Origin of the sequence: Saccharibacillus deserti (assembly GCF_013618475.1) — a bacterium.
GTDB classification, from domain to species: domain Bacteria; phylum Bacillota; class Bacilli; order Paenibacillales; family Paenibacillaceae; genus Saccharibacillus; species Saccharibacillus deserti.
This window is the reverse complement of sequence record NZ_JABJVN010000005.1, coordinates 298430-311457: the sequence shown is the minus strand read 5'-3', so window position 1 is coordinate 311457 and position 13028 is coordinate 298430. Positions and strand designations below refer to the sequence as shown.

Sequence of the window (13028 nt, the reverse complement as noted above, 5' to 3'; positions counted from 1 at the left end):
GCCGGATCTCCCCCAGAGGAATCCGGCCTTCGTTACCCGCTTCACAAATCCATTTTGTTCGTGCTTGCTTTCCAGACGCAAAGCGCGGTCAACAGTCCTTCGATGGTGGCTTCTTCCGCCAGCAGATCGACGTTCAATCCGGATTCCTTGGCCGTTTTGGCCGTTTGCGGACCGATACAGGCGATCGTGGAGCGATTCAGGAGAGCCGCCGGGTCCGCTTCCCCCATCCGTTTTAGTACCGCAATCAGATTGCGGACAGTCGACGAACTGGTGAACGTCACCGCGTGAACTTTGTCTTCCTGCAGCAGATCCAGCAGTTCTTCGTCGTCTTCTCCCGTCAGCACGGTCTCGTACGTATCAAGTTCCGTCACTTTAAGTCCGCATGCGCGCAGCGTCTCGGACATCCAGGTACGGGCCAGATCGCCCCGAGGCAGCAGCACGCACTGCCCCGGCAGCATCCGCTCTCCGTAAGAGGCAATCATGCCTTCGGCGTCGAACGTCTCCGGCGGAGCTTCGCAGCGAATACCGCGGCTGCGAAGCGCTTCGATCGTGGCCGGTCCCACCGCCGCAATCTTGGCCCGGTGGAATGCCCGGACATCCAGGTCCTCTCTGTCCAAATGTTCGAAGAAATACTCCACGCCGTTTACGCTGGTAAAAAAGATCCAATCGTAACTCTCTGCCGCCGCAAACGCTTCGCGAATCGCCGCAAGTTTGTCTTCTCCTTCGGGCATGACGGTCTCGATCACGGGGAATTCATACGGCTCTCCGCCAAGTTCTTCGATCCGGTCGACCAGTTCGCTGGCCTGGCTGCGCGATCGGGTGACGAGGATGCGGCGTCCGAACAGAGGCATCTGTTCCGCCCATTGGAGACGGTCCCGCTGTCCGACAACATCGCCTACTACGATAACCGCAGGAGGCCTGAATTCGCGTTCGGCTACCTTCTCCGCAATATCCGCCAGCGTGCCGACAAGCGTCTCCTGTTCGGCGCGGGATCCCCAGCGGACCAAGGCGACCGGCGTAGAAGCCGGGCGGCCGTGTTTCAGCAGCTGCGCCGTAATATGTCCGATCTGGGCCACGCCCATCATGAACACCAGCGTGCCGGTCGCGTTCGTTACCTTGTCCCATTTGATCATCTTGTCGAGTTTCTCGGGATTCTCGTGTCCCGTGATGACCGAGAACGAGGAAGCCAGATTCCGGTGTGTAACCGGAATGCCGGCATAAGCGGGAACAGCGATCGAAGACGTAATCCCCGGTACGATCTCGTAGACGATATCGTGCTTGCGCAGTTCTTCCGCTTCTTCGCCCACGCGGCCGAACACGGTCGGATCGCCGCCTTTGAGACGCACGACGACCAGGCCTTCAAGCGCCAGATCGACCAGCAGCTTGTTGATATCTTCCTGCTTCATCGTATGGCGTTCCGTCCGTTTGCCGACATAGATCTTCCGGGCTCCCGGTTTCATCTGACGCAGCAACCTAGGACTGGCCAACCGGTCGTACACGACCGCATCGGCTTTTTTGATACATTCCAGCCCTTTGATCGTAATCAGTTTGGCATCGCCCGGGCCTGCACCGACCAGATATACTTTTCCCTTGCTCATCCGCTCAACCCCTCGCCTGTTCAAGAATCCCGTCCGCGCCTTTATCCGCCAGCATCCGGGCCACTTCGCGTCCCAATGCTTCCGGATCGGTTCCGGACGCGGACTCTTTCAGCAGGACGCTGCCGTCGGGCCGGCCGACAAGACCCGTGAGATTCACCGTAGCGCCGTCTTCGCCCAACACCGCATACGCGCCGATCGGAACCTGGCAGCCGCCGTTCAGCGACAGCAGCAGCGAACGCTCGGCCGATACCGTAAGCGCCGTATCGGCATCTTGGTAACGCGCCAATAGTTCCCGCAATTCCGCGTCGTTCTCCCGGCATTCAATGCCAAGCGCACCCTGGCCGACGGCCGGCAGACAGATCTCGACAGGAATATAGGAGGTAATGCGGTCTTCCCACCCCATACGCTTAAGACCGGCTGCCGCCAGCAGAATCGCATCGAATCCTTCGCTCTCCAGCTTGCGCAGACGCGAATCGATATTGCCGCGAATCCATTCCAGCTTCAGGTCCGGCCGGTAGGCCAGCAGTTGGCTGGAACGCCGCAAACTGCTCGTCCCCACTTTGGCCCCGTGAGGCAGGCCGTCGAGATCGACTCCTTCCCGGGAGATCAGACAGTCCCGGGCATCCTGGCGCAGAGGCACCGCTCCGTTGATCAGCCCCTCCGGCAGCACGGCAGGCATATCCTTCATGCTATGTACGGCCATATCGATTTCACCGTCAAGCAGCGCCTGTTCGATTTCTTTGACAAACAATCCTTTGCCACCGACTTTCGACAGGGTCACATCCAGGATCCGGTCGCCTTTGGTAATGATTTTTTTCACTTCAAAACCGACGGCGAGGCCCAGATCGCCGGCCAGGCGTTCCAATTCCCCGATCACCTGGTTCGTCTGCGTCAGCGCCAGCGTGCTTTGTCTCGTTCCCACTACGATTGTACGCATTTGCTTTATTCCTCCCGCTCTTTCGCTATCCATGCGGCGGCTGCGGCTTCGCTCCACGGCACGAATGTCTCTTTTCTGATCTGGTCCAGTATATCCTTTTCCGACAGTTTTCGCATCAGCCGATGCCGGATTTCGGGATCGTCCACAAGCTCTCTGACCTGTCTGCGCATAAAAAAAAGAAACTCGGCATACGTTTCGTATTCATCGCCGAAACGTTCGTCGAGTTCCCGAATCAGCGCGGACGCCGCGGCCGGGCCGGCACCGGACGTCGACGCCGCTACCACGAGCCTGCCCCGGCGCATAACCGCCGGATGAATAAAGTCGCCCGATTCCGCACGGCTGGATACATTGACGAACGCCCCGAAGCGGCGCGCCGCTTCGGCCAGCCGTTCGTTCAGCGCTTCGTCGCCGCTGGCCGCATAAACCAGACGGAACCCCTCGGGATCTTCTTCGGAAGCTTCCCGTACGACCCAGCGCAGCTTACCCGCCTTCTCGAGCTTTCGAATCTCTTCACCCGCTTCGGGACTGACTACGGTAATCACGGCGCCGGCCGCGGCCAGCTGTCCCGCTTTCCGACCCGCTATTTTCCCGCCGCCGATCACCAGCACCTCCATACCGCTTACGTCGAGCATAATCGGCATATATTCCGTCATGCGATCAACCCCCGTTCCATTTGTGATACTCGGAAAAAGCGTTGCTCAGCAGGTTGATAATCACCAGCGCGTAGCCTACCAGCGTCCACTTGGCGATCGAAAATCCGGAATATTTGCGTGTGCGCTTCAGCAGGAAGTAGAGCCCGTATACCGCAAGAGCGGCAAATGTCGTAATGCCTTTGACATCAAGCAGCATCTCCCAGCGCTTCTGGGCGACAATCAGCAGAAAAGCGACCAGCAGCGAGACGATCAGGAGCGGCGTACCGGTCAGCACCGACAGATGCGCCCAGCGTTCCGTCTGCTCCAGACTGGGCAGCCGGCGGACCGTATCGTTCCATTTCTTTTTTTTGAGCATGGCGTACAAGAACAGATACAAGATGCCGAATACGGCGGCGATCGTCAGAGCTACAAGGCTCAGATTCGCCAGCACCACATGCAGAATCAGCAGCAGCTGCTGGGTGTATCCGATATGATCCGCATGTTCGCCTACCGGGAACCAGAATTCGTTCAGCACGCTGGCCGTAAATCCGACGATGCCGAGCAGCAGCACGACAAATTCGGCTTTTTGGGTCAAGGCTAATCCGACACCCGTCAAAGTCAGCACAAAGATGAACAAAAACAAGAAATCGTATACGGAAAACAACGGTACCCGGCCTTCGATGACGATGCGTACGACAATTACAGCAAACTGCAGCAGCGCCGTAATGCCAAGAAGCCCTGCGCCGATCCGCCGCGATCTCACGCTGCGGCTTACGCAATCGGAGAAATAGAACAGAAGGCTCAGGGCATAGATGTAAATCATAAGCTCGATCAAACTCGCAAGCAGCAGCATGCCGTTCACCTGCCTAGAAGACTGCCGGACGCAAGGTAAAAGCCGAACTGTCCGCAGTCGATTTAACCGATTGTCGTTCAACGGCCGGTTCGGCCTCTTCAAGTCTCGACTCCAAAGCAAAAATTTTCGTGAACATGTCGACCGCTTCGGCGCCGTTTTTGTCCGCCGCCATCTCTTTGACCCGATTGATCGGATCGTGCATCATCTGGTTGGCTACGCTTTTCATCAGTCGGCCAATCACTTTGCGCTGGCGCTCGTCCAGTTCCGGCAGTTTGTTGAACAAACTTTCGAGCGTCTCTTGATGAATATCGGCCGCTTTGTCCTGCAGGGCGCGAATGACGGGACGAACGCCCAGCGTCTTCAACCAGCCGTAGAAATTGTCCGATTCCTGCTCGATCATCCGCTGGATCTTGACGGCTTCCGCGCGGCGAAGTTCCATATTGCTCTCCACGATGCCTTCGAGGTCGTCAATATCGTACAGGAACACGCCCGGCAGTTCGGCGATCGCCGGATCGATGTTGCGCGGTACCGCGATGTCGATCATGAACAGCGGCCGCGAACGGCGCGATGCCGAGAGTTCCTTGACTTGCTCACGGGTCAGCACATAATCCGAAGAGCCGGTCGAACTGATCACGATGTCGACTTCGCCAAGCATGGCGACGCCTTCGTTCAGCGTGCAGGGCACGCCGTTAAACTTGCCGGCCAGCTCGCGCGCTTTTTCCAGTGTGCGGTTGGCTACGATGACCTGGGCTGCGCCGCTCGCATACAAATGTTTTACGGTCAGCTCGCTCATTTTTCCCGCACCGAGAATCAGCACTTTTTTGTCGGTAAACATCCCGAAAATGCGTTTGCCGAGTTCGATCGCCGCATAGCTGACCGAGACTGCGTTTTCGCCGATCGACGTTTCGGAATGGGCGCGTTTGCCAAGGGTAACCGCCTGTTTGAACAGCATGTTAAACCAGGTTCCGGTCGCTTTTTCCGTCTGTGCCATCAGAAATGCCTGTTTGACCTGACCCAGAATCTGCGTCTCGCCGAGTACCATCGAATCGAGCCCGCAGACCACGTTCATCAAATGTTCGACGGCCCGTTCGTCTTCGTACATATAAAGGTGCTGGGTGAATTCGGCTTTGGGAATCCCGAACCACTGCTCCATAAAATTATGAATATAAAAAGCGCACATATGCAGCCGGTCCACCACGACGTACAATTCGGTGCGGTTGCAGGTGCCTACGATTACGCCTTCCAGAACGCTTTTGGTTTCTTTCAGTCGATCGAGCGCCTCCGGAAGGTCTTGTTCCGCAATCGCGAACCGTTCTCTGATGTCGACTGGAGCCGTACGGTAATTCAATCCGACTACCATAATGTGCATAACAAGTTCACCGCCTGGTCTAAGAATTGGTGCCAATAAATCCGTACGAAACAAACTATATAAAGTATATCACAACGTTTTTGTTTATTAGGACAAATTAAATGAAATGTTTATGAATGTTTAGCGAAGCTAATCCCTTGTCAACGATAAAGGTAAGATTACGCCCCCTTCAAACGCACCTGAAGCGTGTGCATTTGAAGGGAACGTAAACCTTGGATCAAGAGTTGACAAGGGGATAGGCGGCTGTTTAAGCTTCCAACTGAAATAATCGCCGGGCGGCTTTATGCAGCTCCCCGTCGATCCAGGCGATTTCCGCAATGTCTGTCGCAATCCTTCTCTTGTCGAGCAGCCGATCCGCCCGGGCCCGGATTCGTTCGATCTCTTGTTCAATATCGGTTGAAGCAAAGAGATATTCAAGCTCCGGCAGCTGATCGCGATGTTCAAACACCAGACGGCTGGCACTGCCGGTCAGCTCGATGATTCGGCGCACCAGCCCGTCCGCATAAAAATCAATCATAACGAAGTCCGGATAGATCCGGCGGATCATCCCATCCCCCTTGAATGCGACAAACAATCTGCGAATAAGATGGGTTAGGCGCGGATTGACGAGTCGAAAAGAAAGTTCGCACACAAACAAGTTTCGATGACGGTCGAATGGAAGGCTGACTTCTTCTCCGCTTTCGTCTTCGAGAAGAATCTCCCGGCTTCCCCCGTCGAGCACCCTGACCCGGTATCGGACACGCGGATCTTGAAGGTGAAGGATAAAGTTCGACATCTGGCTTTCCGGCAGCAGTAAACGGGCTTTTACGAATTCCGTAGCTAATCGCTGCGCCATAACGGATCTCCTCGATTCCTCAGTGGATGGGATATATCCTTATTATACCCGTTTTACACAAAAAAACGGTCCCCTTGTAGGGACCGTCCGTTCGGTTATTCTTCCGTTTCTTCTTCGCTTGGCTGCTCTTCGTGCCCGGCTTCCACATCCAACTCCGCCTGCGCTTCCGCCGCGCGTTGATCGAGTGTTTTGAGTTCGCCGAGATAGCTTTCCACAATCGTCCACAGCTCTTCTTTGCCCATGTCGTTCTCCGAGGAAAACAGGACGAACGGATCTTCCGGACGCATGCCGAGATCCTGCTTGATCACTTTGGCATGCTTCGGCCAGCGGGTCTTCGGCACTTTGTCCGCTTTGGTCGTCACGACACAGATCGGCCGATTGTAATGGGTCAGCCACTCGTACATCATGATATCGTCCTTGCTCGGCGGGTGACGCAGATCGACGACCATAATTACGAGTTTCAATGTTTCTCGGCCCAACATGTAGCGCTCGATCATCTGCCCCCATACTTCGCGCTGCTGCTTCGATACTTTCGCGAAGCCGTAGCCCGGAAAGTCGACGAAAAAGAACGACTGGTTGATCAGATAATAGTTCATATGCTGCGTCTTGCCCGGTACGGAACTGGTTCGGGCCAGGTTCTTGCGGCGAAGCAGACGGTTGATCAGCGAAGACTTGCCGACATTGGAACGTCCGGCGAGCGCAATCTCCGGCAGGCCGTCCTCCGGGTACTGGTCGGGTCCGACCGCACTGATTTTGAATTCGGAACTTGTTACATTCATCGTTAAAAAATCCTCTCCGGAACCGGATCAACCGCTTGACCTGCAGGCGGCCGTCCTTGTTGTCCGTTACTTCTTCAAACAGGGGCGAGCCTATTCAAAAGCGCTCCGCCCGATCAATGCGCCTGCGCACCTTCCGCAACCGGCGGCTGGACCGCTTTGGCCAGCAGCGCGTGCTCCAGTACCTGATCCATATGCGATACCGGAATGAAGCGAATCGCTTCTTTGACACTGTCCGGGATATCGCGCAGATCCCGCTCGTTATCGGCCGGCAGCAGAACTTTCGTGTAGCCGGCCCGATGAGCCGCAAGCGACTTTTCTTTCAATCCGCCGATAGGCAGTACGCGGCCGCGCAGCGTCACTTCGCCGGTCATGGCCACCTCTTTGGATACGGCACGGCCGGTCAGGGCCGAGATCAGCGCTGTCGCAAGCGTAATGCCCGCAGACGGACCGTCTTTGGGTACCGCGCCTTCGGGAATATGGATATGCACATCGTTTTTCTCGTAAAACTGGCTGTCGATCCCAAGCTGATTCGCCCGCGAACGCGTATAACTGAACGCTGCCTGCGCCGATTCTTTCATAACATCGCCAAGTTTGCCGGTCAGGGTAAGCTTGCCGCTGCCCGGTAGCACGCTGACCTCAATCGTCAGCGTTTCGCCGCCGACTTCGGTCCAGGCCAGCCCCGTAGCGCTCCCGACCTGATCTTCGGCTTCCGCCAATCCGTAACGGAATTTCGGATTGCCAAGGTATTCCTTGATGGAATCGGCAGTGACTTCGATCCGTTCTACGCTGCCCGATACCAGCCGTTTGGCCGATTTGCGGCAGATAGCCGCAATCTGCTGTTCCAGGTTCCGTACACCGGATTCCCGGGTATACTCGCGAATGATCTGCAGCAGACCTTCCCGCGGAAGATCAAGCTGTTCTTCGGCGAGTCCGTGCTCCTTTTTTTGCTTGGGCAGCAGATAACGGTTGGCGATCTCGAGTTTCTCCAGCTCCGTGTATCCCGGAATATTCAGCACTTCCATACGGTCGAGCAGCGGACGGGGAATGCCCTGCAGCATATTGGCCGTCGTCACAAACATGACTTTGGACAAATCGTACGGAATCTCGACAAAGTGGTCGCTGAACGTATTGTTCTGTTCGGGGTCGAGCACTTCCAGCAGCGCCGAAGAAGGATCGCCGCGGAAGTCCGAAGCCATCTTGTCGATCTCGTCGAGCAGGAATACGGGATTGGAGCTGCCGGCCGTACGGATCCCCTGCAGAATCCGGCCCGGCATGGCGCCTACATACGTCCGCCGGTGACCGCGAATTTCCGCTTCGTCGCGTACGCCGCCCAGCGATATCCGTACAAACTCGCGGCCCAGCGAGCGTGCGATCGAACGGGCCAGCGACGTCTTGCCGACGCCGGGAGGCCCGACGAGACAAAGAATCGGCCCTTTCAGCTTTTTGACAAGCTGCTGTACGGCCAGATATTCGAGCACGCGCTCTTTCGGTTTCTCCAGTCCGTAGTGGTCTTCGTTCAGGATGTCTTCAGCGCGGACGATATCCAGGACATCTTCCGTTTCTTTGTTCCACGGCAGCGCCAGCAGCCAATCGACGTATCCGCGGATGATCCCGCCTTCCGCCGCACTGGTCGGCATACGCTCCAGGCGGTCGATCTCTTTCTTGATCCGCTCGTAGACCTTCTCCGGAAAAGCACCGTCTTCCAGCTGCTCGCGCAGTTCTTCGACTTCACCGGCGCGTCCTTCTTTTTCGCCGAGCTCTTTTTGAATCGCCTTCATTTGTTCGCGCAGGTAATATTCCTTCTGCGTTTTTTCCATCTGCTTTTTGACGCGCTGACCGATTTTGCGTTCCAGTTCCAGCACTTCCCGCTCGTTATTGAGCAGTTCAAGCAGCTTCTCCAGACGCAGACGAAAATCCACCGTTTCCAGGATCGCCTGTTTGTCTTTGATCTTGAGCGGAAGATGGCTCGTAATTACATCGACCAGACGGCCGGGTTCATCGATATCCGATACGGCGGCAAGCGTTTCCGGCGTCACTTTTTTCGATAAGTTGATGTAACTTTCGAACTGCGTCAGTACCGTGCGCATAAGCGCATCCACTTCCGGATCTTCCGTTCCCGGTTCCGGCAGTTCCCGGGCATACACCTCGTAAAACTCCGTATTTTCTTCGATGTATTCGAGTACTTCCGCACGCTCCAGCCCTTCGACCAGCACGCGAATCGTGCCGTTCGGCAGCTTGAGCATTTGTCTGACTTTTGCAACCGTTCCGATTCGGAATATATCATCCTGCGCCGGTTCCTCGATATTCACCTCGGACTGCGAGCAGAGAAGAATCAAATGATCGTCGACCATTGCCTTTTCCAGTGCCTTGACCGAGCGTTCCCGTCCGACATCCAAATGGAGAACCATACTCGGATAGACGAGAAGTCCGCGCAAAGGCAGCAACGGAAAACGGCGGTTTTTCTGTTTGTTCAATCCCATCGTTTTCACACCCCCAAAAAGGCTTATCGCGCATGTGCGGCATGCGGCGCTTACGCGTGTGTTAAGTGTAGCATACCGCCGCTTCAACCCGCAAAAAGAAAGGTTGTTTTCGGACAAAAAAGACGGCACGCCGGGTCTTCCGGCTGCCGTCCCTGCTGCTCGGGGCGCATCTGCTTGCTGCGCGGCCTAAGCTTCGATCTTCGATGCTTTCGGCTGATGCCGCTCTTCGCGTCCCGGAATTTGTCCGGTGGCTTCGTAGGCGACTACAATCGCATCGATTTCTTTTTTCAGTTCTTGTACCATATCGGCTTCCGGGACTTTGCGGATCATTTTTCCGTAACGGAACAACAAACCTTCTCCCCGTGCACCGGCAATCCCGATATCCGCTTCGCGAGCTTCTCCGGGACCGTTGACCGCGCAGCCCAGTACCGACACTTTGATCGGTACCTTGATCTTCGAAATGTACTCTTCGACTTCGTTGGCAATCGAGAACAGATCAATATCGAGACGTCCGCAGGTCGGGCAGGATACAAGAGTCGCCGCATTTGTGATCAAGCCGAAGGTCTTGAGCAGTTCACGCGCCACCTTGACTTCCTCCACCGGGTCCGCGCTAAGCGAGATCCGGACCGTGGAGCCGATGCCCATAGCCAGCAGGGCACCGATGCCGGCCGAACTTTTGATCGTTCCCGCATGCAGCGTACCCGCTTCGGTGATCCCGAGATGCAGCGGATAAGGAATGACCTGCGCCGCTTTGCTGTAAGCTTCGATAGCCATCGGCACATCGGATGCTTTGAGCGACACGATAATATCGTGGAAATCCAGCTCTTCCAAAATACCGATATGGAACAAGGCGCTTTCGACCATGGCATCGGCAGTCGGATAACCGTATTTCTCGAGCAGGTGATTTTCGAGCGAACCGGCGTTGACGCCAATCCGGATCGGAATCCCTTTTTCTTTGCAGGCTTTGACGACCGCTTCGACTTTTTCCCGTTTACCGATATTGCCCGGATTGATCCGGACTTTGTCGATGCCGTTCTCGATCGATTTCAGAGCCAGCTTGTAATTGAAATGGATATCGGCCACAAGCGGAATGTGGATCCGTTTTTTGATTTCTTTGATGGCATCGGCCGCTTCGTCGTTGTTGACCGTAACGCGTACGACCTGACAGCCGGCTTCTTCCAAACGGAGAATTTCGGCGACTGTCGCTTCGACATCGGCCGTTTTGGTAGTGCACATACTTTGAATGATGACTTCGTCGCTGCCACCAATCACCAGATTGCCGACCTTTACAGGCCGTGTTTGATGTCTTAAGTACATTTCGTTCGACCTCCATATCGGAACAAGCAAGATAGCGCCTCGTAACGACGCAAAACTACAGCTTTCAGGGAATCCCGGCTTCTCATGGCAAACCGGCCAAACCCTCTAAGGTTGACCGGCTCGGCACGAGACTATTTGATGGAAGAAAGCGTCTTAGGCGCTTTCTTCCCGCTTTTTATCTTTACCTTCGCCAAGCTCGGGCACTGTCTTTTCCCGAACGACTTTCTCGGTAATGACGCATTCCGTCACATCGTCGCGCGAAGGCACTTCGTACATGACATCAAGCATCAAGCCTTCGATGATCGCTCTCAGACCGCGCGCACCCGTCTTGCGCTTGATCGCTTCTTCGGCGATTGCGACCAGAGCGGCATCTTCGAATACAAGATTAACGTTATCCATCTCCAGCAGTTTCTTGTACTGCCTAGTCAGGGCGTTTTTAGGCTCGGACAAGATGCGTACCAGTGTTTCTTCGTCCAGCGGAGCCAGAGTCGAAATAACCGGAAGACGTCCGACAAACTCCGGAATCAGACCAAACTTAAGCAGATCTTCCGGCAGCGCCATCATCAGGTATTCGCCGGCTTTCAATTCGCGTTGGCCTTCGCCGTCCGCATTGAAGCCGATGACTTTTTTGCCAATACGGCGTTTGATCATCTGCTCGAGGCCGTCAAAGGCACCGCCGCAGATAAACAGGATGTTCGTCGTATCGATTTGAATGAATTCTTGATGCGGGTGCTTGCGTCCGCCCTGCGGAGGAACGGAGGCAACCGTGCCTTCGAGGATTTTCAGCAGCGCCTGCTGCACGCCTTCGCCGGATACGTCGCGCGTAATCGAAGGGTTCTCCGATTTGCGGGCCACTTTATCGATTTCATCGATATAGATAATGCCGCGTTCGGCTTTTTCCACATCGTAATCGGCAGCCTGGATCAGCTTAAGCAGAATATTCTCGACATCTTCGCCGACATAACCGGCTTCCGTCAAGGATGTGGCATCCGCAATCGCGAACGGTACGTTCAGAATACGGGCCATCGTCTGCGCAAGCAGCGTTTTACCCGAACCTGTAGGTCCGATCAGCATGATGTTGCTTTTCGACAGTTCCACATCTTCCGATTTGCTCTGCGCATTCACGCGTTTGTAATGATTGTATACGGCTACGGACAGCGATTTCTTCGCTTGATCCTGGCCGATTACGTATTGATCGAGAATCGCACGGATTTCCTGGGGTTTCGGAATGTCTTTGAGATCGACTTCTTCTTCATGTCCCAGTTCCTCTTCCACGATCTCTGTGCACAGTTCGATGCACTCGTCGCAAATATATACGCCGGGTCCGGCTACGAGCTTCCGTACCTGCTCCTGCGTTTTACCGCAGAAGGAGCACTTCAGCTGACCCTTTTCTTCGTTAAATTTAAACATCTAACCACCCCTTCGAGGATTAAGAATTAATCGGTCGCTCAAGAACTTTATCGATCAGTCCATAAGACTTGGCTTCTTCTGCACTCATGAAAAAGTCACGGTCTGTGTCCCGCTCGATTTTCTCAAGGGGCTGACCGGTCGTATCCACATAAATGTTATTCAGCTTGCGCTTCGTCTTAATGATCCAATCCGTATGAATCAGAATGTCCGAAGCTTGGCCGCTGACACCGCCAAGCGGCTGGTGAATCATGACTTCGCTGTTCGGCAGCGCAAAACGCTTGCCCGGCGCTCCGGCCGTCAGCAGAAGCGATCCCATACTTGCCGCCATCCCGACGCAAATCGTGGATACATCCGGCTTAATGTATTGCATTGTATCATATATACCCATGCCCGCAGTTACAGAACCACCGGGGGAATTAATGTACAAGTAGATGTCTTTCTCGGGATCTTCCGCCGCCAAAAACAGCAGCTGCGCAACAATCAGATTCGCTACATGATCGTCGATCGCATCGCCAAGCAGAATGATCCGGTCTTTGAGAAGCCTCGAATAAATATCGTAGGAGCGCTCTCCGCGGCTTGTTTGTTCAATAACTGTAGGGACTAAACTCATGCGATCAACCTCTCTTTCGTAAGGGAATATCTTAGGGAGCAAGCAGCCGAATCCGGCCGTTTGTTCAGCCTGTATTGTTAGTTTACCATTTTCAAAAGCCGATGTCATTTTTCGATAAAAGAAATGCGGATCCGGGCCGAAAACCGGTCCATCTTCATCCGAAAAATAAAAGGACAAGGCACGCATAGAATCATACGTGCCTTGCCCA

Annotated in this window: 11 protein-coding genes; all 11 read right to left on the bottom strand. The window is 54.9% G+C overall.

Annotated elements, in window-relative coordinates:
- Nucleotides 1–41: 41 nt before the first annotated feature.
- The 11 genes from cobA to clpP all read right to left on the bottom strand — a co-directional run bounded on the left by cobA (nt 42) and on the right by clpP (nt 12820).
- Nucleotides 42–1598: a uroporphyrinogen-III C-methyltransferase gene (gene cobA, locus HOP44_RS15080; protein ID WP_172254701.1), complete on the bottom strand. Its 1557-nt coding sequence runs from the start codon at nt 1596–1598 to the stop codon at nt 42–44.
- A gap of 4 nt (nt 1599–1602) precedes the next feature.
- Nucleotides 1603–2535: a hydroxymethylbilane synthase gene (gene hemC / locus HOP44_RS15075; RefSeq protein ID WP_172254699.1), complete on the bottom strand. Its 933-nt coding sequence runs from the start codon at nt 2533–2535 to the stop codon at nt 1603–1605.
- 5 nt (nt 2536–2540) lie between these two features.
- The gene (locus tag HOP44_RS15070) at nt 2541–3188 is read right to left on the bottom strand and encodes a precorrin-2 dehydrogenase/sirohydrochlorin ferrochelatase family protein (protein ID WP_172254697.1); all 648 of its coding nucleotides are present in this window, start codon (nt 3186–3188) and stop codon (nt 2541–2543) included.
- A gap of 4 nt (nt 3189–3192) precedes the next feature.
- Nucleotides 3193–4020 carry a cytochrome c biogenesis protein CcsA gene (gene ccsA / locus HOP44_RS15065; RefSeq protein ID WP_172254695.1) on the bottom strand — a complete coding sequence of 276 codons (828 nt, stop codon included), beginning with the start codon at nt 4018–4020 and terminating at the stop codon, nt 3193–3195.
- A 13-nt stretch (nt 4021–4033) separates the two neighbouring features.
- Complete coding sequence (hemA, locus tag HOP44_RS15060; RefSeq protein WP_172254688.1) at nt 4034–5389, bottom strand: glutamyl-tRNA reductase; 1356 nt, start codon at nt 5387–5389, stop codon at nt 4034–4036.
- Nucleotides 5390–5636: 247 nt separating this feature from the next.
- On the bottom strand, nt 5637–6224 hold the full coding sequence (locus HOP44_RS15055) for a non-ribosomal peptide synthetase module (RefSeq protein WP_172254687.1): 588 nt from the start codon (nt 6222–6224) through the stop codon (nt 5637–5639).
- Between the two features lie 95 nt (nt 6225–6319).
- Entirely contained in the window at nt 6320–7003 is a 684-nt protein-coding gene (gene yihA, locus HOP44_RS15050; protein ID WP_172254686.1) for a ribosome biogenesis GTP-binding protein YihA/YsxC, read from the bottom strand.
- A gap of 113 nt (nt 7004–7116) precedes the next feature.
- Nucleotides 7117–9483: an endopeptidase La gene (lon, locus tag HOP44_RS15045; RefSeq protein ID WP_172254685.1), complete on the bottom strand. Its 2367-nt coding sequence runs from the start codon at nt 9481–9483 to the stop codon at nt 7117–7119.
- Nucleotides 9484–9669: 186 nt separating this feature from the next.
- Nucleotides 9670–10800, bottom strand: coding sequence for a flavodoxin-dependent (E)-4-hydroxy-3-methylbut-2-enyl-diphosphate synthase (gene ispG / locus HOP44_RS15040; RefSeq protein WP_172254684.1), 1131 nt, complete (start codon nt 10798–10800; stop codon nt 9670–9672).
- A 153-nt stretch (nt 10801–10953) separates the two neighbouring features.
- Nucleotides 10954–12210 carry an ATP-dependent protease ATP-binding subunit ClpX gene (gene clpX / locus HOP44_RS15035; RefSeq protein ID WP_172254683.1) on the bottom strand — a complete coding sequence of 419 codons (1257 nt, stop codon included), beginning with the start codon at nt 12208–12210 and terminating at the stop codon, nt 10954–10956.
- 19 nt (nt 12211–12229) lie between these two features.
- Entirely contained in the window at nt 12230–12820 is a 591-nt protein-coding gene (gene clpP, locus HOP44_RS15030; RefSeq protein ID WP_172195410.1) for an ATP-dependent Clp endopeptidase proteolytic subunit ClpP, read from the bottom strand.
- Between the last annotated feature and the right edge of the window lie 208 nt (nt 12821–13028).